This window comes from Meridianimaribacter sp. CL38 (genome assembly GCF_004328055.1).
Taxonomy (GTDB): domain Bacteria; phylum Bacteroidota; class Bacteroidia; order Flavobacteriales; family Flavobacteriaceae; genus Gaetbulibacter_B; species Gaetbulibacter_B jejuensis.
Map to the genome: position 1 here is coordinate 240571 of NZ_QKWS01000001.1, position 24649 is coordinate 265219.

Here is a 24649-nt window from a genome sequence, read left to right on the forward strand (position 1 = left end):
TTTGCAAATAAAATTCATTTGATTGAAATGATTTTATCAATTGCAAAAATAGTATAAATAAAGAAATGAGTAAGGTAAAATATTATTATGATTCTGAAACACTTTCGTATAGAAAAATAGAACGAAAGAAGAGACGAACATTTAAGTACATTTCACTGTTTTTATTAGCTTCTGCCTTGTTTGGTTTTTTATTTGTGTTTATCGCAAGTCAGTATATTGAATCTCCAAAAGAAAAGGCTTTAAAACGTGAGCTTTCTAATATGCAGCTACAATTTCAGTTGCTCAATAAAAAAATGGATGAAACGCAAGATGTACTTGCCAATATTGAAGAGCGTGACAATGCTATTTATCGACTATATTTTGAAGCAAACCCTATTCCTGAAGAACAACGAAAAGCTGGTTTTGGCGGTATTAACCGTTACAAAGACTTAGAAGGATTTGACAACTCTAAATTAATTATTGAAAGCCACCGAAGAATGGACATTCTTCAAAAGCAAATTGTTGTGCAATCACGCTCATTAGACGAAATAGCAACTTTAGCAAAAGACAAAGAAAAGTTTTTAGCCTCAATACCTGCCATTCAACCTGTTAACAATGCCGAATTAACTCGCATGGCATCAGGTTATGGTTATAGAACTGACCCTTTTACTAAAGTAAGAAAATTTCATTTTGGTATGGATTTTACAGCTCCTCGCGGAACTCCTGTTTACGCTTCTGGAGATGGTGTTGTTACCAGAGCAGACAACAGAGCTACTGGTTATGGAAAACATATTAGAATAGACCATGGTTACGGATATGTTAGCCTTTATGCGCACTTATACAACTACAATGTACGTGCTAACCAAAAGGTTAAACGTGGTGATTTAATAGGTTTTGTTGGTAGTACAGGACGTTCGGAAGCTCCACATTTACACTATGAGATTTTTAAAGATGGCGAACGCATCAACCCTATTAACTTTTATTACGGAAATTTATCTGCTGAAGAATTCTCTGACTTACTAGAAAAAGCTTCTTTAGAAAACCAATCTTTAGATTAATTTTATGCATATAGAACTCCCAGAAAAACGATACTATGGCATTGGCGAAGTTGCAAAAGCTTTTGATGTCAATGCATCATTGATTCGTTTTTGGGAAAAAGAGTTTGATATTCTAAAGCCTAAAAAAAATGCAAAAGGCAACCGTAAATTCACACCAGAAGATATTAAAAACCTAAAGTTTATTTACCACTTGGTAAAAGAACGAGGATTTACTCTTGAAGGTGCAAAAACTCATCTTAAAGAAGAAAAGAAAAAATCGCTAAGTAATTTTGAAATAATTAGTAAATTAGAAGCTATAAAGGCGCAACTAATCAAAATTAAATCACAACTTTAAAACTCTCTTATCATGAAAAAATGGTTACCATGGATTATTGTTGCAATAATCGCAATAGGTTTGTACACTAAAGGAAAAGGTTTTTACAACGAAGCTATAAGCCTTGACGAAAACATTGGCGAGCAGTGGTCCAAAGTAGAAAGTGCTTACCAATTAAGAAGTGACCTTATACCTAACTTAATGAAAGTAGCCGAACGCTATGCCGAATATGAGCAAGAAACTTTTAAAATAGTTACTGATGCGCGTTCTAAAGCCACAAGCATACAAATTGACCCATCAAATATTACTCCTGAGCAACTCACCCAGTTTAAAGAAGTGCAAAGCACTATGACCTCAGCTTTATCCAGGTTACTAGCTGTTTTTGAGCGCTATCCAGACTTAAAAGCTAATGAAAACTACAAGGAATTGATGAACAGTCTTGATCGTGTTGAAAAACGAATTAAAGTAGAACGCGACCGTTTTAATGAAACTATTACACCTTACAATAACTTAGTAAGACAGTTTCCTAACAACCTGTACGCAAGCTTTTTTGGATTTGAGAAAAAAGAACGTTTTGAAGCTGACGAAGGTGCTGAAAAAGGTATTGACATAAACGATTACAAATCTGACAATTAATGTCTACCGTTGAAAATTTTCTTTCACAAACCGAAGAACAAGAGGTTATTAAAGCCATACGAGACGCTGAACGTTTAACTTCGGGTGAAATTCGTGTTCATTTAGAAAAAAACGATAATGGAAATGCCGAAGCACGTGCTATGGAAGTGTTTCATTATTTAAAAATGGACAATACCAAATTGCAAAATGGTGTTTTAATTTATGTAGCTATAGAAGACAAGTCGTTTGCTATTTATGGAGACAAAGGCATTAATAATGTTGTGGCTAATGACTTTTGGGAAAGCACAAAAAACACTATCCAATCTCATTTTAAATCTGGTCGCTATAAGGACGGATTAATCTATGGCATTTTAACTGCTGGTGAGCAATTACAGCATCACTTCCCTTGGAATCATTTTGATACTGATGAACTCCCAAATGAAATATCAAAAATTTAATGCGCAATAGAGTTTACATATTATGTTTTGTGATTGTATGCTTTTTTGCTACTCAGTTTTCATTTGCTCAATTTAAAATCCCTGAAAAACCTACAGGTAGCGATCAAACTAGCGTTTACGACTATATTGGATTGTTATCTAACTCTCAAAAAGACCATTTAGAGCAAAAACTGATAAAATATGCCGATTCTACTTCATCTCAAATAGTAGTTGCTATCATTAGCACATTAAATGGAGATGACATTACGCTAGTTGGTGCAAATTGGGGACACAAATGGGGAATTGGACAAGCTAAAGAGGATAACGGAATTTTAATCTTACTCGCTAAAGACGACCGTCAAATAGATATTAATACAGGTTACGGTATGGAATATCGACTTACTGATATTTTAGCCGAACGTATTATAAACAGAGTCATGATTCCTGAATTTAAAAAAGGGAATTTTTACAGTGGACTAGACAAAGGAACAGACGCAATTTTTGAAGTATTAAACGGTGAATTTAAAGCCGAATCTACTAAAGAAGACTATAGTTTTCCTATTGGTGTTTTTGTGGTCTTGTTTGTGATGTTTATTGTGCTCTTAATAGCAATTTCTAGTAATCGTCGTGGTAAAGGTGGCGGAAATAGTGGTGGCAAAGGTAAAGACTTAGACAGTAGAGATATTTTAGAAGCCATTATTTTAAGTAATATGGGACGAGGCAGTTACGGGAGAAGTTCTGGTGGAGGTATTTTTGGCGGAAGTTCAGGTGGTGGAAGCTTTGGTGGAGGTGGTTTTAGTGGTGGCTTCGGTGGAGGCGGATTTGGAGGTGGTGGAGCCTCAGGAAGTTGGTAGTTATGAAAAAAGCGGTTCTATTATTATTTATCATATTTATTTCGTGCAAAGGACATCAACCAGAAAGGAAGAATCCTTTTTCACATTTGCCCAAGAATGAACAACAGAATATTATTTCTGACTTTTCAAATCTTTTTTCTTTTGAAGAAGAAAACGCTTTATCTCATAAAATAGCCGATTATGAATCTACAACTACCAATCAAATAGTAGTTATCACTATAGACTCAATAGTTCCGAATCATTTAAGTATACAGGAATACGCTACTGAAATTGGGAATTATTGGAGAGTTGGACAATACAAAAAAGACAATGGATTAATTATTGCTATTTGCAAACCACAAAAACAAGTAGCAATTGCAACAGGTTATGGAACTGAAAAAACACTTACAGATTCCATCTGTCAAGATATCATTGATACTTCAATGCTTCCCTTTTTTAAAAAAGAGAATTACTACCAAGGCATTAATAATGCTCTAGATTCAATTATAAAAAAATGGAATTAATAAAATAGCAGCTATTTCTTACGCATATAAACGCTAACAGGAACTCCATGAAAATCAAAATGTTCCCTAAGTTTATTTTCTAAAAAGCGCTTATAAGGTTCTTTTACATATTGAGGTAAATTACAGAAAAATGCAAATTGCGGTTGTGGTGTTGGCAATTGCATAATGTATTTGATTTTTACATACTTACCTTTATATGCTGGTGGTGGATTATGGTCTATAATTGGTAATAATACTTCATTAAGCACACTAGTCTTTATACGCTTTGTTCTGTTTTTATAAACTTCAACAGCTGTTTCAATAGCTTTAAAAATACGTTGCTTGTTCAATACCGAAATAAACACAATTGGCACATCAACAAAAGGTTCAGTTTCTCGTCTTATCATTTTTTCAAACTCTCTAGTTGTTTTATTATCCTTTTCAACCAAATCCCATTTGTTCACCAAAATAACAATGCCTTTACGGTTACGTTCGGCTAGCCAAAAAATGTTTTGTACTTGACCATCAAACCCTCTTGTAGCATCTAAAACCAATAAGCACACATCGCAATGTTCAATAGCTCTAACGCTTCGCATTACTGAATAAAACTCAAGGTTTTCTTTTACTTTAGATTTTTTACGTATTCCTGCGGTGTCTACTAAATTGAACTCAAAACCAAAACGATTATATTTTGTATCAATGGAATCTCTTGTAGTACCAGCAATATCAGTAACTATATATCTATCTTCACCTATCAAGGCATTGATAAAAGAAGATTTTCCTGCATTGGGACGACCTACAACTGCAAAACGTGGCAACTCTTCTTCTTCTACTTCTTCTTTTTCAGGTAAGGCTTCAACTAGAGCATCTAACAAATCTCCTGTTCCACTACCATTAATACTTGCAATAGTATAGTACTCTCCAAGACCTAATGCATAAAACTCTACTGCATCTTCAGCACGCTTAGCATTGTCAACTTTATTAACAGCTAAAAACACTGGTTTTTCAACTTTACGAAGAAGTTTAGCAACGTCCTCGTCCATTCCTGTCACACCAGTTTCTACATCAACCATAAAAATAATGGCATCAGCTTCATCTATAGCAAGTTCTACTTGTTTATCAATTTCGGCTTCAAAAACATCATCACTACCAATAACATAACCACCTGTATCGATAAGAGAAAACTCTTTACCGTTCCAGTCACTTTTTCCATAATGACGGTCTCTGGTAACTCCACTAACAGCATCAACAATGGCTTCTCTACGCTGTATTAAACGATTAAAGAAGGTTGATTTTCCTACATTTGGTCTTCCTACAATAGCTACTATGTTGCTCATTATGATTATTTTTTTGCGCCTGCAAAGATAATATTAGTTTGCAGTATTTTTAGATAAAAAAGTGTTTTACTTTTGGTTATACCCAAAACGCTTTAATTGATTTGTATTTGTACGCCAATTTTTATTGACTTTTACGTATAATTCTAAATGAATTTGTTTTCCAAAAAATTTTTCTAAATCTTTTCTAGCCTCAATACCTACGCGTTTTAAAGCAGAGCCTTTATGTCCAATGATAATACCTTTTTGAGTATCGCGCTCTACCATAATTACCGAACGCATTCTAATAATATTTTCTTCTTCAAAAAACTCTTCGGTATCAATCTCTACAGCATAAGGAATTTCTTTCTTGTAGTGTAAAAGTATTTTTTCGCGAATGGTTTCATTAACAAAAAAGCGTTCAGGTTTATCAGTAAGCTGATCTTTTGGGTAAAAAGGTGGCGACTCAGGAAGCAACTCTATAATTCTGTTAAACACTTCTTTTACTTGAAATCCTTCTAATGCGGAAATAGGAAAAATTTCAGCATTTGGCACTTTTATTGCCCAAGATTGAACTTGCTCTTCTAGCTGTTGCTGGTCAGAAGTATCTATTTTATTCAATAATAATAAAACAGGAATTTTAGAATTGGTGATTTTCTTGAAAAAGGCTTCATCTTTCAACTCCTTTTCTCCAATTTCTACCATGTAAATTAACACATCAGCATCATCAAAAGCAGATTTCACAAAATCCATCATGGATTCTTGAAGCTCATATGCTGGTTTTATAATTCCTGGTGTATCACTTAAAACTACCTGAAAATCGTCTCCATTTACAATACCTAATATTCTATGACGAGTAGTTTGCGCCTTAGAAGTTATTATTGATAATTTTTCACCTATAAACGCATTCATAAGTGTTGACTTACCAACGTTAGGGTTTCCTATAATATTTACAAATCCAGCTTTATGCATTTTCATTAATTCTTGTTGGCAAAGATACAGCTTAATATTATAAAAAAACCTTTCAAACTATTTGAAAGGTTTTATAAATTATTTGAGGTTTATTTTACTTTGAAAAATAGACGTAAATAGCAATTACTATAAGTGTAATTAATCCGCCTACAAGCTTTACATGTTTCCATGGTGTAATATCAACTTGCTCAGTATACTCTTGCACATAAGCTTCTTTTCTTGGGAAGAAATATCCAATCACAAGCATTATTATAATGTTAGCTACAAACAAGATAGCCATAATGTGCAAAAAGTGTGGATATGCTTCGGCTTCTACCAGCTTTAATGTAGCAGGATCTGTAACACCTGAAGCTTTTGCTGCTTCTAATGCTTTTTCTACTTTATTTGGACCAATTATGAACTGACTAACAATATACATTATTGATCCTGATATAATACCAATTTTAGCAGCAATGGCTGGTACTCTTTTGGTTAAATATCCAACAACAATAATTGTAAGAATTGGAATACTGTAAATACCATTAATTTCTTGTAAATACTTAAATAAGCTTCCTGCATTTTCTATCATAGGAGCAATAAACATTGCTGCCAATGCTAAGCATATACCAAAGATTTTACCATATTTTACAACTGTAGATTCATCGGCATTTTTATTGATATGTTGTTTGTAAATATCAATACCAAACAATGTTACCGAACTATTCAATACACTATTAAAAGAACTTAAAATAGCACCAAACAACACTGCTGCGAAAAATCCAACAAGATATTTAGGTAATACAGCTCGTACTAATTCAGGATACGCTAAATCACTAGAAGCAAGTCCACCTTCAAAATAGTAATAGGCAATCATACCTGGAAGCACTAAAATTAATGGTCCTAAAATTTTTATAAATGAAGCAAGTACTAATCCTTTTTGTCCTTCAGCTAAGTTTTTAGCCCCAAGTGCTCTTTGTATGATTTGTTGGTTGGTTCCCCAATAAAATAACTGAACCAACATCATTCCTGTAAAAATGGTTGAAAAAGGAACCTCTTGTCCTGGGTTACCTGTAGAATCAAAACGCTCTGGGTTTGCAGACATAAGTGTTTCTAAACCTCCAAAAACCGAACCATCACCAATTGCCATTAATCCGAAAACTGGTATCAATATTCCTCCTATCAATAAACCTATTGCGTTAATTGAATCTGATACTACAACAGCTTTTAAGCCACCAAAAACTGCATAAATAGATCCAATTATTCCAATTCCCCAAATACAAATTACCAAAGCTGAAGAATCTGAAACGTTTAATAGTGTTGGCACATCAAACATTCCGCTAATTGCTACAGAACCAGAGTACAAAATTACAGGTAGCAATACCACAACATAACCCGTCAAAAACAAAGCTGATGTTATAGTTTTAGTAGAGACGTCAAATCTATTTGCTAAAAACTGAGGAATTGTTGTTAGTCCACTTTTAAGGTATCTTGGCAACAAGAAAATAGCAGTTACAATCATAGCAATAGCTGCTAAGGTTTCCCATGCCATTACTGATAAACCATCAGTATATGCGCTACCATTAAGACCAACAATTTGTTCGGTTGATAAATTAGTCAATAATAAAGATCCTGCAATAACTCCTGCAGTTAGACTTCGTCCTCCTAAAAAGTATCCATCGGAAGATTTTTCATCAGTTTTACGCGTTGCATAATAGGAAATTATAGCCACAAGCGCAGTAAACCCAACAAAGGATAGAATTCCAATCATAATAATGTTACGTTAAATATTAGTTAGTTATAAAGGGCAAAAAACTATGCTCAATGCCTCTAATTTATAAAAGTAACTAAAATATAGTTTATAATTGGTATTCTCAGGCTTTTCATAAAATTAAAAAGCCAAACACTTTCGTATTTGGCTTGTTGTAGCGGGAACTGGACTCGAACCAGTGACCTTCGGGTTATGAGCCCGACGAGCTACCTACTGCTCTATCCCGCGATATTGGACTGCAAATATAATACGTTTTTTTTGATTACAAAACTTTATTCAAAATAAAACTCCCAACAGAAAAATCTGTTGGGAGAAATAACTAATTAAAATACTTTAAAAATTTAATCTTCAGTATCTAAAGTTGCAATGCTTCCTTTAGAGTTATTATTTTGAGCATCAAAGTTTCTAATATTTGGAAACTTATCTTGTAAAGATGCTAAGTCTCCTTTAAATGCATTATTTCCTAATAATAACACTTTTAGATTTGTTAAGCTTGCTAATTCAGATGGTAAATCACCATAAAAGGCATTATCAGCAAGTACTAACTCTTCTAAATTAGTTAAGTCACCAATTGAAGAAGGCACTATTCCAAATAAGTTATTATCAAAAACGCTTAATACTTTAAGTTTTTTAAGATTAGAAATGCTTGAAGGAAGCTTTCCTGTTAAGTTATTACTGCTAACTAAAAATTCTCTCAGGTTAGTCAACTTTTCAATAGAAGCAGGAATTGAACCTTTTAAGTTGTTGTTATATAATTCTAATGTTCTTAACCTTGTTAAATTACCTATTTGAGAAGGTATTGTTCCTTCAATACTATTCATGTATAACTGCAATGAAACTAATGATGTTAAATCAGTAATTGTATGTGGCAACTCTCCATTAAGCTTATTGAAAGCTATGTTTAAATATCTTAAGGATTTTAATTTTCCTATTGAAGAAGGAATGCTACCTGTGATGTTATTTCTGAAAAAGTTGATTTTTTCAAGATTAACTAAATCACCAAATTCAAATGGTAAATTTCCTGTTAAGTTATTGAACTCTAAATTCAATTCAACAACTTTATCATTTCTAACAACAACTCCATGCCAATTAGATACAGGCGCATTTAAATCCCAAGTTTTAGTCCAAGATTGACCTCCTGTAGAGTTATATAGTGCTTTTAAAGCATCTTTTTCTTTGGTGGAAATACTAGCAAATGAAAAAACTGTTACTAGACAGAATAACAATGTGGTTTTTATGGTTTTCATAATAGTAGATTTTGTTGAGGGAGCACATTTATATAACGAATATAGATATAAGTCGTTGAATCACCAATTATTTTCGATGAAATGCACAAATCCGCAACACCCAAAAAACACAAATAATTGATTTTCAGAAAACTAACAAAACACTACTGTTCTATATTATTTGCTTCAAAACCAGAAATTTGATTGTTTTTTACACTGATATTCAACCTAATAGGGTTGCAACAAACCTCACAATCTTCGATGTAGTTTTGATTACTTTGTGAAGTATCAACAAGCATGGAAACTTCTTCCCAACAGTAAGGACATTGAAAAAAATGTTCTTCCATTTACCACGCTTTTAAAATTGAACATTCAACAACTCACCACTGATTTGAAGAAGGGTAAGTTCAGCTAATTTAGCATCATATTTTGCTTGGTTTTTACTAAGCTCAGCATTAAGCAAGTTTAATTGAGCTTGTCTAAACTCTATAGAAGTTACTTGACCGAGTTTAAATTTTTCTTGAGTACGGTCGAAATTATTTTTAGAGATGATTATATTTTCTTCCTGAACCCTATATATCATTAACTTGTTTTGGTAATCGTCCCAAGCATTATTGAAGTTTCGTTCGATATCAATTATAATTTGATCTTTTTGTAACTGCTGAGTTTCTAAATTTATTTTAGCGTTTTTAACTCTGGTTATAGCGCTTCCTCCATCAAATAAATTCCAGCTTAAATTTAATCCACCAGACAAACCTGTATTAGTTGATACAGCTAAGAATGATGCGGCATTGTTATTATTTTTATTCCATCCATAAGAACCTGTTAACCCTAAGGTTGGTAAATATGCAGCCTTATTAAATTTTATATCGTATTCGCTTATTAAAATGTTTTTTTCTAATTGTAATAATGTAACGTTGTTAGATTTCATTTGTTCTAACAATTGGTCTTTATTAAGCTGAAGTTTAAACGTTACCAAAGTATCTGCTTCAAACTGAGAATTCATAACATTACCCATCACAACATTTAAATCGCGTTTAGAATTTTTTAATTGCTGATTAGCGTTAATGTAATTAATGCTGTCGTTATTAATATCAACTTGAGCGTTCAATACACCAAGTTTTGTGCTTTGACCATAATCAAACTGGTATTGTGCTCTTGTTAACCTATCTTTTGAGATGTTTAAGGTTTGTTCTAAAGCCGAAGTATTTTCAGACAATTGAGCTACATTGTAATATACTGAGAGTAATTGCAATATTGTGTTTTCAATTGTTTCTCTTGCTTGTAGTTCTGATAATTGCTCTTCTTCCTTTAATCTTTTGTAGTTATATCGTCTTCCTAATCCATCAAATAATGTATAGTTTAGGTTAATTGACGCATTGTAACGCGAACTTTCGGCACCTTCTAAAGTTGTAACACTTCCATCAGAAAACTCTGCTTCTGTATTATCAATATTATATGTTGCTCCTCCACTTGCTGTTACTGTTGGCAAGTATCCAGTATTTAAAACATTGGTATTATTTTCGGCAATTTCAACATTTTTATTCGCTATTTTAATACCATAGTTATTCTCCAAAGCAATTTCAATTGCTTCTTGTGTAGTGAGTACATCTTGAGCGCTGACTAAACTCGCTATTAAAATAAAAATTACAGATATAGAATACTTAATGTTCATCTTCAATATTTTGTTCTTTTATAGCACGTTCTACTTCTTCTTTAGTAACATTTTTACCTGTTGCCAACCATTTAGAATTCTTTTTTGCGCTATTCGTCACTGAAATTAAAAGTGGTAAAATTAACAATGTTAAAACTGTAGCGATACCAATACCATAGGCTATTGAAATTGCCATTGGCTTTAAAAATTGTGCTTGCCTACTCTTTTCTAAAAGTAAAGGTGCAATACCTGCAATTGTAGTTAATGAGGTTAAGAATATAGCTCTAAATCGGGCTTTACCTGCCTCAAAAAGGGCATCGTCAAATTTCATTCCTTCTTTTAAAAAGGAATTGAATTTACCTATGAGTACCAATCCATCATTTACCATAATTCCAACTAGTGCAATAATTCCTAAAGCTGACAAGATATTAATTGGAAAATCATGAAACCAATGTCCCCAAGCTACTGCTATGAAACTAAACGGAATCATAAGTATCAACAATAATGGTTGACTATAACTTCTAAATGTAAACGCAATAACTACATATATTAAGAATATAACAACTGGCACTACTATTCTTGCTGAATTGGTGAGCTTGTTTTTCTCTCTGTTTTGCCCTTCGTAAGATGCACTAATGGTAGGATATTTAGACATCAGCTCTGGCATAACATTGGTTCTTATGTCTTGTAAAATCTCGGTTGGACTTCCTTTAATATCTTTCAAGTCTGCATTAACCTGAATTTCTCTTCTTCCGTCAAGGTGACTAATACTCTCGTCGCCTCTTTTAATTTCATAAGTTGCTATTTCTCCAAATGGAACTCGTTGACCTAAAGGTGTAACGATACGCATTTCATCAAGATCGTTAATTGATTCTCTATTAACTCTATCATATCGTACCCAAACACGAATTTCATCTTGACCACGTTGAAAACGTTGTGCTTGCAAACCAAAAAAACCTGCTCTCACTTGACTCATCACTTCTCTTAAATTTAAACCAAGTGCATAAGCCGATTCTTTAAGCTCAATATTAATTTCCTTTATTCCTTCTGGGTCAGTATCAGAAATATCAGTTAAAAGTGGATTATTTTCTAAGGCGAGCCTCAATTCATCTTTAGCCAATTTAAGCTCTTCGGTATTATTTCCTAATAAAGAAATAGACACAGGATTGCCTCCAAAGTTTCCTCCCGAACCAAAAGTTAAACGCTCCACTCCATACACTTCTCCAACAGCTTCTCTAATAGAATTTGTAATTTCAGGTGAACCAAAATCACGTTCTTCTCCTGGTAACAAGTTAACACTTAAACTTGCTTTGTTGTTTCCTGGACCTACACGTTTAATAATATTTTGAACCACTTGCTTATTACCAGATTGCCTTTGTGTGTAATCCTCGTTAACTTCCCAAGCAGCAGTTTCAACCATGGTTATTATTGAGTCTGTGATTTTTGGGTTTGTTCCTTCAGGCATTAATAAGTCTATACTCACTCTATCACTCGCAATACTTGGGAAAAACGCACTTCTAATAAGACCTGCTTGAAAAGATCCTATGGTAAGAATCATCATAGCTAAGAGTATTGCAAATGTTATAAAGCGTTGGTTTAAAGCAAATCGTAATGCTGGAGTGTATAACGTATCTCTAAGATACACCATGAATTTGTCTCCTAGCTCATTAAACTTCCTAAGTTTTAAAAACAGTTTTGCTATTCCTTTTTTCTTTGCCTTTTCTTCTTCGGAAAGATGTGTAAGCGCTTTAGAATGTGCAATATGAGCAGGAAGAATAATTAATGCTTCAACCAACGACACAACTAAGGTCAACATTACAATAACCGAAACTTCGCTAAAAAACGCTCCTATACGACCATCTAAAAACAGAAACGTTGAAAAGGCTAAAACGGTTGTAAGAATCGCTGATAAAATAGGAGGTACAACTTCCATGGTACCATCTATTGCAGCTTGTATTCTTGGTTTTCCTTTTTCAAAATGCTGGTAGATATTTTCAGAAATTACAATACCATCATCTACCAGAATACCAATAACTATTATCATTCCAAACAAAGACAATACATTAATGGTTACATTAAACAAAGGTGCAAAAATGAACATTCCTAAAAAGGCTACTGGTAAACCTAACGCCACCCAAAAAGCTAAACGCGTATTAAGAAATAGTGATAAAAAGAATAACACTAACAAGATACCTACTGCACCATTTTCTAAAAGTAATTGTGTTCTTTGGTTTAACCGTATTGAAGAGTCGCTAACTACATCTATTTTAACTCCTGAATGCTTTTGATTAAATTCCTCAATGTACGCGTTTACTTTTTCTGCAGCAGAAAGAAGGTCTTCGCTATTTGTATTTGTAATTTCAACATTTACTGCAACATTACCATTAAAATAGGATGCATTTGGTGTTTCAGAAAAACGGTCTTTTATAGTTGCCACATCTTGCAATCGTACTACTGTACCATCTTCTCTTGCTCTAACAGGCAAGTGGTTTAACTCATTACCATAATAAGACCTATTGTTTGCTCTAATTAAGTAATCTTCACTATCGGTTTTTATATTTCCACCAGTGGATAAAATATTAGCTTGAGCGACTGCATTTGCTACCTCAGAAAAGGTTAAGTTATACGCTAAAAGGTCATTTTCTCGTACTGCAATTTCTATTTCTTCTTCAGGATAACCAGAAATACTGATTTGAGAAATCCCATCCATAGCTCTCAAATCGTTTTCTATTTGTCGTCCTATTTGTTTTAATGAAGCGAGTTCAATATTATCTCCACTAATGGCAAAATCAATGGTTTGTCTAATACGTTCTTGTTTTGCAACCACTAAAGGTTCCATTCCTGTTGGGAAATTCGGCACTCTATCAACTGCATTCTTTACTTCGGCGAGCATATCGTCTATATCCTCATCACTTTCAATTTCAACGGTAATGCTTCCTCCATTTTCTCTTGAGGTGGAAGTTACTCGCTCAACACCTACTAATCCTTTAAGGTTGTCTTCAACTTTTAAAACAATACCTTCTTCGATCTCTTGAGGTGCTGCTCCAGGGTAGGTAATATTTATGGAAATGGTTTCAGATTCTTGTAACGGAAAAAAGGATGATTTTAATTGAAAAACGCCTAAAACCCCAAAGATGAGAAACGCAATGATAATTATATTTACTGCAACTTCATACTTTATGAAATAGCTAATTATTTTTCTCATAATCAGTTATTGGTTTGTTGTGAAGTCGATTCTTGGTTAACTTTTACTAGCATACCAGCATAAGCTCCAGGGACTGATTTAGACAGAATTTTTGTTCCGTCAGGAACACCTTTTATCACAACTTCTTTTGGTGAAAAATAAACTGGTTTAACTTGTATTAAATCTAAAATACTGTCTTTAATAATGAATATTTCAGATTCATCAACTAGTAGCTTTCTTGAAATTTTAATCGCATTTGGTTCGTCTTTAGCCTCCAAATTGGCTTCAAGAAACATCCCTTCTTTTAAGTTGTCGCCTTTTACTTCTACAAACACTTTTATGGTTTGAGTAGCTTGGTCAATTCTACCATTAACTCTTGTCACATTACCTGTATAGGTTTGGTTACCTTCTAGTGTGTTTAGCTCTACTTTTTCTCCTATTTGAAGTAAATCACTAAAGGTTTTACTAATTGCCAATTCTAACTCATAAACCGAAGTATCGATATATTCTCCTAATTTTTGACCAGAACGTACCAAAGTACCTTTAGTTACTAAAGCTTCGGTTAAAATGCCATTAAAAGGTGCATAAATACTATACTTTGAAAGACGTTGCTCTAAATTTTTAATATTGTAGTAAGACGACACAATACCTCTTCCTGTAATGAAATAATTAGCTTTTTCATCATTGGTTTCAGGCAAAGGTGCAACGCTTTTGCTAATATCAAAATTATTAAGATATGCTTCCCAGGCTGGGAAAACTTCAGGGTAATCCAGTCTTAAATCTGGCATTATAGAAGTTATCAAGTTATACAAATCACTTTTTGCTGATTGTACTGAAGCATAATACTCGCTACTATTTATTCTAATTAAGGATTCGCCTTTTCGGTATGGTTGTCCTGCTTTAAAATCTTGAGCACTACTTTGAAAAACACCTTGTACTTCGGAATATAGTTCTAATTTATGTTTTGCCACCAAAGTTCCATTTGCAGGTATGGTTATTGGAACTGTAGCATTTGTTACTGTTTCAGCAAAAACAGTCTTTACTACTTTTTCTATTCTAGGTTTTGGCTTATTGCTATTTTCAATGATTAAATAGGCTCCGAAAACAGCTAACAAAATAATAACTAGCCCAATAGCTGAGAGTATTAGTTTTCTCATTAAATGATTTTTGATGGTAATACCTACAAAAATATTTATTTGCTTGTGGTAAGCCGTTAAAAAAAACTTAAAAAGAACACTCTCTATGAGGTCATACCATCAATTTCCTCCTGAATAGTTTCCCATTCTAACATCAATGTTTCTAATTGGTCTTTTTTAGCTTGATAGGTGTCAAAAAAATTAGGATCTGAAACGACTTCATCATAATTGGTAGCGAGCTCAACATCAATGTTTTTTATTTCTTTTTCAAGTGAATTGATTTTAGACTCTGTATTACTTAGTTTATTATTTAAAGATTTTAGTTTCTTTTGATCTTGGTAGGATTGTTTGTTATTTGCTTCTTTAGGAGCTTCTTTAACAACATCTCTTTTTTCTATTTCCCTGAGACTTTCAACATTTCGTTGCTCTAAGTAATAGTCTATATCACCTAAATACTCTTTAATTTTCTGGTCTTTAAACTCATAAACTTTATCTACTAAACCTTGAAGAAAATCTCTATCGTGAGACACCAAAATTAAAGTCCCTTCAAAACGTTTTAGCGCTTCCTTCAACACGTTTTTGGATTTAATATCGAGATGGTTTGTAGGCTCATCCATTACCAAAACGTTAAACGGCTGAAGCATTAATTTTGCCATTGCCAAACGGTTACGTTCACCTCCTGAAAGCACACGTACATACTTATCAACTTCTTCTCCTCTAAATAAAAAAGCACCTAAAATATCTCTTACTTTAGTTCGGTTAGTTTCGTTAGCAGCATCAATCATGGTGTCATGCACAGTTTTGTTACCATCTAAATATTCTGCTTGGTTTTGGGCAAAATACCCTATTTGCACATTGTGTCCAAGTTTTAGATGTCCTTGATGCTTTATTTCATTAACAATAATTTTTGCTAAGGTAGATTTTCCTTGGCCATTTTGACCAACGAATGCAGTTTTAGAATCACGCTCAATAGTAAGGTCAATATTATTCAATACTTGTAAATCTCCATAATGTTTTGAAACGCCTTCGGCTTCAACAACTACTTTTCCTGGAGCAATGGAAACCGGAAAATTAAGTGTCATTACGCTGTTATCATCTTCATCGACCTCAATCCTATCAATTCTATCCAGCTTTTTTATAAGCGATTGTGCCATAGAAGCTTTTGATGCTTTGGCTCTAAATTTTTCAATTAACTTCTCAGTTTGTTGAATTTGCTTTTCTTGATTTTTTTGAGCTGCTAGCTGCTGGTCTTTAATTTCTTTACGTAATACCAAAAACTTTGAATACGGTTTAGGGTAATCGTAAATTCTTCCTAATGAAATTTCAATAGTTCTGTTGGTTACATTGTCTAAAAACATTTTGTCGTGAGACACAATAACCACTGCTCCATTATAACTTTTCAAAAATCCTTCTAACCAAATAATAGATTCGATATCCAAATGGTTAGTAGGCTCATCTAGTAATAATATATCGTTGTTTTGAAGTAATAGTTTAGCGAGTTCAATACGCATTCTCCATCCTCCAGAAAATGTATCGGTTAGTTTACCAAAGTCTTCGCGTTTAAACCCTAAACCTTGTAGTATTTTTTCGGTTTCGCCTTGATAATTATAACCTCCAATAATCTCATATTGATGTTGTACATCGTTAAGATCAATCATTAGCTGGTTATACCCTTCACTTTCATAGTCTGTGCGTTCAGCTAATTGCGTATTAATGTCTTCCATTTTAGCTTCTAGCGATTTAATCTCTTCAAAAGCTTGGTAAGACTCTTCTAAAACTGTTCTTCCAAAAACAAAGTCGATATCCTGTTTTAAAAACCCAATACTTAAGTTTTTATCTGCTGCCATTTGACCTGAATCGGCTTCCATTTCACCAGAAAGAATTTTAAGCATTGTGGATTTTCCTGCTCCGTTTTTTCCAATCAATCCTACTCTGTCTCCAGAGCCTAATTTAAAGGTGATTTCTTCGAATAAATATTCGCCTTGAAAAGAAATGGATAGATTATGAATATTGAGCATTTGCTACTATTGTTACAAAGAATTAATGATTAAAGAGTATTTTTGTATAGAGATACAAAACGCAAAAATAAACTTTTAATCATGATAAAAAAAGGAAGCAAATTATATAGCATTTTCACAGGCGCATGCCCTAAATGTCATGAAGAATCTATGTATACTACAAAAAACCCTTATGTTTTAGGTGATACTCTAAAGATAAATGAGAGGTGTTCTAATTGTAACACAAAATACAGAATTGAACCTTCGTTTTTTTATGGTTCAATGTATGTGAGTTACGGTGTAGGTATTGCATTTGCTGTTGCTGCTTTTGTTATTAGTTACTTATTTTTAAATACTAGCTTAAAAGTTGCTTTTATGGCTATAATTGGGACTTTGGTTGCTTTTGGACCAATAATAATGCGATTATCCAGAAATATATGGATTAATCTTTTTATGCATTATGATAAGACTTTAGCTAAGAAGTAAAAGCCTAACCTTTCAAAAGGAAAAGAATTATTAATTGAAGCGCGAAATATTAATTTCAAGCTCTAAAGGCTCATCTTTTTCAATATGATTGAAGAGTTGCTGTGCAACATAAGGAGCAATCATAACACCTCTAGTTCCTAGTCCATTTAATACAAAAACGTTGCTGTAATTATTATGCGAACCTACTAAAGGTCTTCTATCTTTTACCGTTGGTCTTATTCCTGCTACTTGATTGACAACTTCAAAACTGCAAGTCATAAACTTTTTCAATTTACTAACAAGTTCTTCTTTTGCTTCAATAGTTGTTGAGTTTGTTTTATCATCCCAATTATAAGTCGCTCCAACAGAATATAAATCGCCTCCCAAAGGCACTAAAAAAGCTGATGACTTTAAGATGTAGTCTAGCTTTAAGTCTGGTGCTTTAATGGTTAGTATTTCACCTTTAGTTCCACTAAGCGGAAGGCTTTTAAAATACGGATTTTTTAAAATCCCAAAGCCTTCAGAAAACACAATATGTGATGCACTAATAGTATTGTACTTTATCTCTTGCCTATCTATGATTAGATCTTCATATTTAAACAACTCTTTGTATAGTCTATTATTATCTTCAAGGAATAACCTGTACGAATCAATAAGTACATTAGTATCAATTCTACCTGTATGTAAGACTTCTCCAAAACCAAAAGGAGCATCAATCGACACATTGGTATTCTTCACAATCTTTGTAGATAAATAAGGCTCTAAGGCTGGTTTATCAGCGGCTGAGAACCATTCGTTTTGTTCTTCTATTGATGAAAACCTTCTGTAAATAGACGATTTATAATCCAGTTTCTTACTTAACAAACTTTCAAGGCTTTTATAATAAGGCAAAGCAATATCCAATTGTTCTTGAGCTCTCCAAACTTCAGTAAATCGTTTTAAAATAACTGGGTTATATAATCCTGCTGCAACAGTTGATGAGTGCTGAGATGAATTATCAAATACCACAAAAGATTTGTTGTTCTGTCGTAACTGCTCGCAAAAGGCAATTCCTGCTAGTCCACAACCTACTATTATATAATCTACTTCCATGTACAATTAAAGAGTGACAAAGGTAAGGCGAAGGGTAATTATTAAAAAACAAAAAGCTCACTTAATAAGCGAGCTTTTTGTTTTATGTAGAAGTCTATACTTAGTAAGACCACATATCTTGTTCAAAGTTTCTAATCTTTTCTTTGATACGATCAGATTCTAATAACTGCATTAATGCGTTATCTGCAACATATTCTTTAACCTCTCTATCTCCATATACATTTTCCTCTTTGTACATGTAACCGTTAAAACGTCTTGAGTTTAACAAGTGGTCAAAAGATATTGGCATTGCACTATTTTTGTTATTGAATGATTTTGCTTCATGCAGAACCTCTCTTGCTTCAGGATAAAATACCCAAAACAAAGCATTAGGCACTTTATTAGCTTCGTCATTTGAGTTAATAAAGTTTACGTCTGGTGCTGCTGGAGCAATACCAAGTAACCTGTACTTTAACTCACCTTGTCTCTTGTCAAAATACCACAGACCTTTAATTAAATACGCTTTAATATCGTAAGCTTCAATTCTAGTTGTAGTAATATATTCAGGATCCACGAATCCTTCAGCGTTGAATTGGTCGTATCCAATACCTAAAGTATCTACTTTTGTTGTAATATCAGCTAAATCTTTAAGTGTTCTTTTAGCAGTGAAATAAGAATCATCATAGATATTCTTGATTTTTCCGTCTCTAACCGCTTTAATTAACACATGATATAAAGAACGTCTTTCACTTCCAATATTATTAGTATCTACTGGATAGTACAGTGGAAAGTTAGCTCTTTCATCAAGAACAATTTTTTCCCAAGTCATTTTAGAAAATAGTATGTCTCTGTCATCAACATATCCATATTCCAATGGCTTATCGTTATCCAATGCTAACTGAGCCTCTGTCTTCACTCCAATTTCTTCAGGTTTCTTAGCATTTAAGATGTTTGCCTGAGAAAATGTATTAAGAGTAAAACCTACTATTAGTACAATTGACAATAAGAATTTATTATTCATTTTTTTAATTTTTAATTTAACCATTATTACATAAGTAGTCTGTATACAACAGATTAGTTAGATAGCTCTATTAATATAGGAGCTGCTGGTTTGATTTTAGGACCAGAACTTGTTGATCTAATCTCAAAAATCTGAACAGTGTCACCACGCTTAGCTTTACGTAATGCGTTTTTAGCAGCACTATTCAATCTGTTACCTTGTACAGTAACCGATGGTTGACCTGGAACTTTAAATTTAAATCCTGTTACGTTAAGTGGTAAGTCAAAATCAAAGTCTAATAATTTTGCTTCAACTCTACCTATTTCAACGTTGTTTCTTGGTAAACTAAATGAACCGTCTTGACCAGCTAAAACACCTACAGGCTTAGGGATATCTTTAATTCTAAATGTAGCTCTATCACTAACTTTAGATCCATCTGGTAAAGTACCTGTAACATTAATTGTTACCTCTTTACCACTTGTAGGTACCATGTTATATTTTCCTACTCCAGAACCTTTTGATAAACCTGGTCCACTTGCAGATACATTGTTATCTGAAATACCAGCAAAAGAAATAGTCATAGGGTTATTAACACCTCTATATACTACATTCATTTTATCAGCAGATATTGTAGCAGAGTTTGGTTTAGGTACTACAGCGTAAGTACTTTTTACAGGAATGCTAATAATAGAATCTCCTTCTTTAAACTGGAACTCACCTTCTATTTCACGCTCTCCAACTGCACCTGCAGGGAAATCTAAAATAGTTTGACCAGCTTGCATAGACTCAGCTGAAAGCTCTTGTCCATTAATAATTACTTTATCAGCTCTTAATGTTTTGTCATTTTTACCTAAGATGATACGTCCAGTAAAGTTTTCTCCTGAGAAGAAAGCTGTTTTGTCTGGAACAACAATTGCATCAAAGTTAGTTAACGATGCTTCAATTTTTAATTGCTCTCCAAGCATTGATTGTAATACTTCTGTTTCAGTAGTTTTAACATCAGCTTGTAATTGAGTCATTTTAGTTAAAGAAGCAACTAAAGGAAATCCTTTATAGTGGTAATCTAACCAATCAATAGTGTTTCCATCTCTATTTTTTACAGGCTCTGTAGCAAATTTCTTCTTTACATCATCAGCCATACTTGCTAACTCTGGGTTACCTGCTAAGATATTAGACACTCCATCTCTAAACTTAGCTATTTGATTTAAAAATTCTTCTCCTTCAGGCTTTAGTTTATCTCCTTTAAAGAAATGGTTATCTAGGAAATCTCCTTTATCCATTACTTCGTAGTCTTTAGGATCTTCAACCTTAGCAGTCATTTGAGCTTTTAGATCATCTAAATAACTATTAAAATCGGTCGCTAATTTGTCTATTTGATCAGCGTCAGCCTTTAAAGGTCTATACTTAGCTGGTTGCTCGTCTACTTTAGCAGCTAAACCTTCCATAAATGCAGCGTTACGTTCAGTAGCAGCTTCGTTAGACTCGGTTAGCTTTTCGTTCATTAATCCAAATGCCGATAGCACTTCTTTTGACATATTCAATGCTAGCATCGCAATGAAGATCAAATACATCAAGTTAATCATTTTCTGCCTTGCAGATAATTTTCCTCCTGCCATTTTAAATTAGTTTTTTGTTGTTAATTGTTTTAATTAATTGCGAAAATTAAAAACTAATTTAGTTTTTGTTCATAGCAGATAGCATTCCACCATATACTCCATTTAATGAAGAAAGGTTAGATGCTAAAGATTGCATTTGCTCTTTAAGTTTAGTTGCGTTTTCAACAGCTTCTTCGTTAATAGCAGCTTGACGGTTAACGCTTTCTAATTGTACTTTATAAAGGCTGTTTAATGATTCCATTTGTGCAGCAGCAAGAGATAATTCTTCTCCATACTTTTTAGTAGCAGCTATTGAATCTACAGTTGGGCTAATGCTTTTAGCAGCACCTTCGAAGTTTTTGATGCTTTCACCTAAGCTAGTCATAAGCTCACCATCAATTTTAGCTTCTTTTAATAAGTTATCTAATTTCTTAGACAATAAACCTTCAGCGTCTTTTGGCTCTTCAGCTTTTTTCTTTTTATTTGAAGAAGCTCCTCCAGCTAATTCTGGGTATACTAAAGACCAGTCTAATTCATCGTCTACTGGTTCAAATGCAGATAATGCGAATATAATTGCCTCAGTAATAAGACCGATTGCTAACATTACGTTACCAGTTAAAAATCCAATTTCGAAGTGAATAATTTTGAATAGTGCTCCAATGATTACTACTGATGCTCCTAGTCCGTAAGCCATGTTCATGAACCTCTTACTTGCTTTTGATTGTGCCATAATTTTTGTGTTTTTAGTTTAAGTTAAATATTACCTAAGTAGGTTAGTATTAATTGTTAATTTAAGTTGTTGTTGTTTTTAATTTCTTGCGTTGTTTGTTACTTCAGTACCCATGTAATCTTGTACTGTTCTAAACCCTATATAACTTCTTGCAGAATCAGCATATTCGTAATCTCTTGAGCTTACTTGTAAGAAATACGCAACATCTTTCCATGATCCACCACGTACTACTTTACGCTCATTATCAGGATCGTTTACATTAGGGTTAATTGTTGAAGAGTATTCATAAGAACCTGGATCGTAAGAACCGTACACCCATTCTGACACATTACCTGCCATATTGTATAAGTTGTAGTCGTTTGGCTCATATGCATCAGCTTCTACAGTATATAAAGCTTGGTCAGCAGCATAATCTCCTCTTAAAGGCTTAAAGTTTGCCATAAAACAACCTCTGTCATTTTTAGTATATGGTCCACCCCAAGGGAAAGTTGCTCCTTGCAATCCACCTCTTGCAGCATATTCCCATTCTGCTTCTGAAGGTAGTCTGAATGAATTTACAAAAGCTTTACCTTTACTCTTTTGGTAACCATTTTTATTTAATGTTCTCCACTGGCAGAAAGCATTTGCTTGTTTCCATGACACACCTACTACAGGATAATCTCCGTAAGCATCATGCCAAAAATAATCGTTATGCATTGGCTCATTATAAGAGTAAGCGAAATCTCTAATCCAAGCAGTAGTATCAGGATACACCTCAACCTCTTCAGTAATTAATACATCTTTACGTCTTAGGTTTTTGTTTTTAGCTGCTTTTTTAATGTCCATATAAGTATACTGGAACTTGAATTTTTTCACATCCCAAGTACGTTGTCCATTGTAAGATTCCTCAATTGGTAAATACATTGTATCCATAACCTCAGCATAGTACTCATCTGGATATTCAGAAGTATCAAAAATCAAATCTACATCATGATTTAATTTTCTTCCTTCATAACCAGTTGGTCCAAGTCCACTATAATTATCAATCATGTATTTTTCATAAACACTCATGTTTGTAGTATCGGCATCTTTAAAGGCAAATTCACCAGTACCACCATCGTCAGGTGTTAATCCAAAATCATCTGCAATAATTGCAAGATTAGTTCTAATAATTGAGTCTCTTACCCAATTAACAAACTGACGATACTCACTATTAGTGATTTCAGTTTCGTCCATGTAGAACGCTCTAACTGTAGCAGTTCTTGTTGGTGCATCTTGTACACCAGCTAGGTCATCATCTGATTTACCCATAATAAATGCTCCACCTGGAACAAGCGTCATTCCATAGGGCTTTTCAGGATGCCATTTCTTTCCTTTAACTCCAACTAGTTCTCCTCTGTCTCCAGAGCCACAACTAACTAATAGAGCTAACACAGCGGTTAATAAAGCAAACTTCTTCATATTCATAGAAACTCGAGGTTAAATTAGTTTAAAATTGTTCGGTTATTAAATGTTAAATTTTTAAAAAAAATTTGTTTTCCCAATTTTGAGGCAGTAAACATATCCATATATTTTCAAAAAAACAATTTTTTTTTATTTTTTTTTGCACTTCATCCCAAAAAGAATGCATTTCGTCGATGAAATTGACTTTTAGGATTAAAAAAGTAAATATACTAAAAACTATTCTTTTTATACGCCTTATACCATCTTTCAGGTATTTTTCCATGACTTGCCTCTACATAATCTTCATGCGTGCATGGTAATAACGTATGCTTTTTTAATTTATTATTAACATTTGGCAAAAAAGGTATTTCTATCCACCAACGTCCAGTTTTTATACTCCTATAAAAAATAAGATCTTCATCTTCTACTAACACATTGAATTTTTGATAGTTATTGTCATCTTTAAAATCGTCGTCTTTTACTCGACAATTTACACCCTCGACGAAATACCAAATTATTTGTGCAACTAACATTGCAGTGACTTCATCTTCTCTTGATAGTTTATATTCATAAATCCCAAATGAAGATACTTTATTACTTATACCAGCATACCTTGAAATAGCACAAACTTCCTTTCCGTCAAGTCCATTAGGAGAGTATTTTTGCTTTTCACCAACTTCAGATGCTTTTACAGATTTTAAATCGACGCTTACTAAATGAGCATCCCTCATTACTGGTTCTACTAAACTTATATTATTAGATACCTCTCCTAAACGATACGCTTCAAAATAAAGCTTATCCATTAAATCAATTTCTTCTTGCGGATTGAAATAGGTTTGATATCCTATTGTAGAATAATTAAAGAGGTTAAATGGTTGCTCTAATATAATCTTACCTAAATAACTATTATTCTTTATTGGCTGTGTTGAATCGCCTAAATCAAAATTACTATCTACATTTACAATATTAACCATTGGTATAACATTATCGTAAGCGCGATAGTTAGCATAGGTTAAATCTTGACTTCCTCCTAATATTACAGGTATTATCTTTTTTTCAAGTAATACAGTGATTATTGTTTTAAGAGCAAAGTAGGTATCTTCTACTGAATCTCCTTGATGAATATCGCCTAAATCGGCAAGTTTGGTATTCCAGTTTCCAGGGAAAAGTGCATAGAGTGCTTTTCTTACATTGGTAAAATCAACCATGTCACCAATGTAATTGACATCATTACGATTTTCTAATACACCAATGATAGCAATTTTGACATCCCTTAAATCTGGAATTCCTTTTTGAGCAGAGTGAACTTTTATTTTTCTTCCTAGTGCTTGTTGAGACAGCAACTCGTTATGAGCTAAAACAGTATCGGAAACAGGAGAAAGAAAATTAAAGTTCATGT

General features: G+C 33.3%; 22 protein-coding genes and 1 tRNA gene. 7 read left to right on the forward strand and 16 right to left on the reverse strand.

Annotated elements, in window-relative coordinates; genetic code table 11:
- Window positions 1–65: 65 nt before the first annotated feature.
- Genes DMZ43_RS01185 through DMZ43_RS01210 form a run of 6 tightly spaced genes read left to right on the forward strand, consistent with a single transcriptional unit; the run spans window position 66 to window position 3759 of the window.
- Window positions 66–1037, forward strand: a complete 972-nt coding sequence (locus DMZ43_RS01185) for a M23 family metallopeptidase (RefSeq protein WP_129759165.1) — start codon at window positions 66–68, stop codon at window positions 1035–1037.
- A 4-nt stretch (window positions 1038–1041) separates the two neighbouring features.
- Complete coding sequence (locus DMZ43_RS01190; RefSeq protein ID WP_131505871.1) at window positions 1042–1371, forward strand: MerR family transcriptional regulator; 330 nt, start codon at window positions 1042–1044, stop codon at window positions 1369–1371.
- 12 nt (window positions 1372–1383) lie between these two features.
- A complete protein-coding gene (locus DMZ43_RS01195; protein ID WP_131505872.1) occupies window positions 1384–1986 on the forward strand; it encodes a LemA family protein in 603 nt (200 codons plus the stop codon).
- On the forward strand, window positions 1986–2423 hold the full coding sequence (locus tag DMZ43_RS01200) for a TPM domain-containing protein (protein ID WP_131505873.1): 438 nt from the start codon (window positions 1986–1988) through the stop codon (window positions 2421–2423). The genes DMZ43_RS01195 and DMZ43_RS01200 overlap by 1 nt, the downstream gene beginning before the upstream one ends.
- Window positions 2423–3256, forward strand: a complete 834-nt coding sequence (locus DMZ43_RS01205; RefSeq protein WP_131505874.1) for a YgcG family protein — start codon at window positions 2423–2425, stop codon at window positions 3254–3256. The genes DMZ43_RS01200 and DMZ43_RS01205 overlap by 1 nt, the downstream gene beginning before the upstream one ends.
- A gap of 2 nt (window positions 3257–3258) precedes the next feature.
- On the forward strand, window positions 3259–3759 hold the full coding sequence (locus DMZ43_RS01210) for a YgcG family protein (protein ID WP_131505875.1): 501 nt from the start codon (window positions 3259–3261) through the stop codon (window positions 3757–3759).
- 11 nt (window positions 3760–3770) lie between these two features.
- On the opposite strand, the gene der is transcribed toward DMZ43_RS01210, so the two are convergent.
- The 10 genes from der to DMZ43_RS01260 form a co-directional block, all read right to left on the reverse strand.
- Window positions 3771–5075: a ribosome biogenesis GTPase Der gene (der, locus tag DMZ43_RS01215; RefSeq protein ID WP_131505876.1), complete on the reverse strand. Its 1305-nt coding sequence runs from the start codon at window positions 5073–5075 to the stop codon at window positions 3771–3773.
- A 66-nt stretch (window positions 5076–5141) separates the two neighbouring features.
- Window positions 5142–6023 (reverse strand): GTPase Era, encoded by an 882-nt coding sequence (era, locus tag DMZ43_RS01220; protein ID WP_131506517.1) that lies wholly within the window; start codon window positions 6021–6023, stop codon window positions 5142–5144.
- Between the two features lie 94 nt (window positions 6024–6117).
- Window positions 6118–7770, reverse strand: a complete 1653-nt coding sequence (locus DMZ43_RS01225; RefSeq protein WP_131505877.1) for a solute:sodium symporter family transporter — start codon at window positions 7768–7770, stop codon at window positions 6118–6120.
- A gap of 155 nt (window positions 7771–7925) precedes the next feature.
- Window positions 7926–7998, reverse strand: a tRNA-Met gene (locus tag DMZ43_RS01230).
- A gap of 113 nt (window positions 7999–8111) precedes the next feature.
- Complete coding sequence (locus tag DMZ43_RS01235) at window positions 8112–9017, reverse strand: Two component regulator three Y domain protein (protein ID WP_131505878.1); 906 nt, start codon at window positions 9015–9017, stop codon at window positions 8112–8114.
- 143 nt (window positions 9018–9160) lie between these two features.
- Complete coding sequence (locus tag DMZ43_RS01240) at window positions 9161–9343, reverse strand: CPXCG motif-containing cysteine-rich protein (protein WP_131505879.1); 183 nt, start codon at window positions 9341–9343, stop codon at window positions 9161–9163.
- Window positions 9344–9354: 11 nt separating this feature from the next.
- On the reverse strand, window positions 9355–10671 hold the full coding sequence (locus DMZ43_RS01245) for a TolC family protein (protein WP_131505880.1): 1317 nt from the start codon (window positions 10669–10671) through the stop codon (window positions 9355–9357).
- Window positions 10661–13855 carry an efflux RND transporter permease subunit gene (locus DMZ43_RS01250; RefSeq protein ID WP_131505881.1) on the reverse strand — a complete coding sequence of 1065 codons (3195 nt, stop codon included), beginning with the start codon at window positions 13853–13855 and terminating at the stop codon, window positions 10661–10663. The genes DMZ43_RS01245 and DMZ43_RS01250 overlap by 11 nt, the downstream gene beginning before the upstream one ends.
- Before the next feature lie 2 nt (window positions 13856–13857).
- On the reverse strand, window positions 13858–14991 hold the full coding sequence (locus DMZ43_RS01255; protein ID WP_131505882.1) for an efflux RND transporter periplasmic adaptor subunit: 1134 nt from the start codon (window positions 14989–14991) through the stop codon (window positions 13858–13860).
- An 83-nt stretch (window positions 14992–15074) separates the two neighbouring features.
- Entirely contained in the window at window positions 15075–16988 is a 1914-nt protein-coding gene (locus tag DMZ43_RS01260) for an ABC-F family ATP-binding cassette domain-containing protein (RefSeq protein ID WP_131505883.1), read from the reverse strand.
- 81 nt (window positions 16989–17069) lie between these two features.
- Here DMZ43_RS01260 and DMZ43_RS01265 point away from each other — a divergent pair, with 81 nt between their 5' ends.
- Window positions 17070–17453 (forward strand): DUF983 domain-containing protein, encoded by a 384-nt coding sequence (locus DMZ43_RS01265; protein ID WP_131505884.1) that lies wholly within the window; start codon window positions 17070–17072, stop codon window positions 17451–17453.
- Window positions 17454–17483: 30 nt separating this feature from the next.
- Here the strand turns inward: DMZ43_RS01265 and DMZ43_RS01270 are convergent, their stop codons facing one another.
- From DMZ43_RS01270 to DMZ43_RS01295, 6 genes are all read right to left on the reverse strand, one after another.
- Window positions 17484–18524 (reverse strand): FAD-binding oxidoreductase, encoded by a 1041-nt coding sequence (locus DMZ43_RS01270; RefSeq protein ID WP_131505885.1) that lies wholly within the window; start codon window positions 18522–18524, stop codon window positions 17484–17486.
- 100 nt (window positions 18525–18624) lie between these two features.
- Window positions 18625–19524 (reverse strand): gliding motility protein GldN, encoded by a 900-nt coding sequence (gldN, locus tag DMZ43_RS01275; protein ID WP_131505886.1) that lies wholly within the window; start codon window positions 19522–19524, stop codon window positions 18625–18627.
- A 53-nt stretch (window positions 19525–19577) separates the two neighbouring features.
- Complete coding sequence (gldM, locus tag DMZ43_RS01280; RefSeq protein WP_129759182.1) at window positions 19578–21119, reverse strand: gliding motility protein GldM; 1542 nt, start codon at window positions 21117–21119, stop codon at window positions 19578–19580.
- Between the two features lie 58 nt (window positions 21120–21177).
- Window positions 21178–21828: a gliding motility protein GldL gene (gene gldL / locus DMZ43_RS01285; RefSeq protein WP_129759183.1), complete on the reverse strand. Its 651-nt coding sequence runs from the start codon at window positions 21826–21828 to the stop codon at window positions 21178–21180.
- A 78-nt stretch (window positions 21829–21906) separates the two neighbouring features.
- A complete protein-coding gene (gene gldK, locus DMZ43_RS01290) occupies window positions 21907–23274 on the reverse strand; it encodes a gliding motility lipoprotein GldK (protein ID WP_129759184.1) in 1368 nt (455 codons plus the stop codon).
- 206 nt (window positions 23275–23480) lie between these two features.
- Complete coding sequence (locus DMZ43_RS01295; protein ID WP_131505887.1) at window positions 23481–24647, reverse strand: formimidoylglutamase; 1167 nt, start codon at window positions 24645–24647, stop codon at window positions 23481–23483.
- Window positions 24648–24649: the final 2 nt, after the last annotated feature.

Bases quoted from the DNA above. Each gene is read 5' to 3' on its own strand.
- DMZ43_RS01185 (WP_129759165.1), top strand. From the start codon at position 66: ATGAGTAAGGTAAAATATTATTATGATTCTGAAACACTTTCGTATAGA.
- DMZ43_RS01190 (WP_131505871.1), top strand. From the start codon at position 1,042: ATGCATATAGAACTCCCAGAAAAACGATACTATGGCATTGGCGAAGTT.
- DMZ43_RS01195 (WP_131505872.1), top strand. From the start codon at position 1,384: ATGAAAAAATGGTTACCATGGATTATTGTTGCAATAATCGCAATAGGT.
- DMZ43_RS01200 (WP_131505873.1), top strand. From the start codon at position 1,986: ATGTCTACCGTTGAAAATTTTCTTTCACAAACCGAAGAACAAGAGGTT.
- DMZ43_RS01205 (WP_131505874.1), top strand. From the start codon at position 2,423: ATGCGCAATAGAGTTTACATATTATGTTTTGTGATTGTATGCTTTTTT.
- DMZ43_RS01210 (WP_131505875.1), top strand. From the start codon at position 3,259: ATGAAAAAAGCGGTTCTATTATTATTTATCATATTTATTTCGTGCAAA.
- der (WP_131505876.1), bottom strand. From the start codon at position 5,075: ATGAGCAACATAGTAGCTATTGTAGGAAGACCAAATGTAGGAAAATCA.
- era (WP_131506517.1), bottom strand. From the start codon at position 6,023: ATGCATAAAGCTGGATTTGTAAATATTATAGGAAACCCTAACGTTGGT.
- DMZ43_RS01225 (WP_131505877.1), bottom strand. From the start codon at position 7,770: ATGATTGGAATTCTATCCTTTGTTGGGTTTACTGCGCTTGTGGCTATA.
- DMZ43_RS01235 (WP_131505878.1), bottom strand. From the start codon at position 9,017: ATGAAAACCATAAAAACCACATTGTTATTCTGTCTAGTAACAGTTTTT.
- DMZ43_RS01240 (WP_131505879.1), bottom strand. From the start codon at position 9,343: ATGGAAGAACATTTTTTTCAATGTCCTTACTGTTGGGAAGAAGTTTCC.
- DMZ43_RS01245 (WP_131505880.1), bottom strand. From the start codon at position 10,671: ATGAACATTAAGTATTCTATATCTGTAATTTTTATTTTAATAGCGAGT.
- DMZ43_RS01250 (WP_131505881.1), bottom strand. From the start codon at position 13,855: ATGAGAAAAATAATTAGCTATTTCATAAAGTATGAAGTTGCAGTAAAT.
- DMZ43_RS01255 (WP_131505882.1), bottom strand. From the start codon at position 14,991: ATGAGAAAACTAATACTCTCAGCTATTGGGCTAGTTATTATTTTGTTA.
- DMZ43_RS01260 (WP_131505883.1), bottom strand. From the start codon at position 16,988: ATGCTCAATATTCATAATCTATCCATTTCTTTTCAAGGCGAATATTTA.
- DMZ43_RS01265 (WP_131505884.1), top strand. From the start codon at position 17,070: ATGATAAAAAAAGGAAGCAAATTATATAGCATTTTCACAGGCGCATGC.
- DMZ43_RS01270 (WP_131505885.1), bottom strand. From the start codon at position 18,524: ATGGAAGTAGATTATATAATAGTAGGTTGTGGACTAGCAGGAATTGCC.
- gldN (WP_131505886.1), bottom strand. From the start codon at position 19,524: ATGAATAATAAATTCTTATTGTCAATTGTACTAATAGTAGGTTTTACT.
- gldM (WP_129759182.1), bottom strand. From the start codon at position 21,119: ATGGCAGGAGGAAAATTATCTGCAAGGCAGAAAATGATTAACTTGATG.
- gldL (WP_129759183.1), bottom strand. From the start codon at position 21,828: ATGGCACAATCAAAAGCAAGTAAGAGGTTCATGAACATGGCTTACGGA.
- gldK (WP_129759184.1), bottom strand. From the start codon at position 23,274: ATGAATATGAAGAAGTTTGCTTTATTAACCGCTGTGTTAGCTCTATTA.
- DMZ43_RS01295 (WP_131505887.1), bottom strand. From the start codon at position 24,647: ATGAACTTTAATTTTCTTTCTCCTGTTTCCGATACTGTTTTAGCTCAT.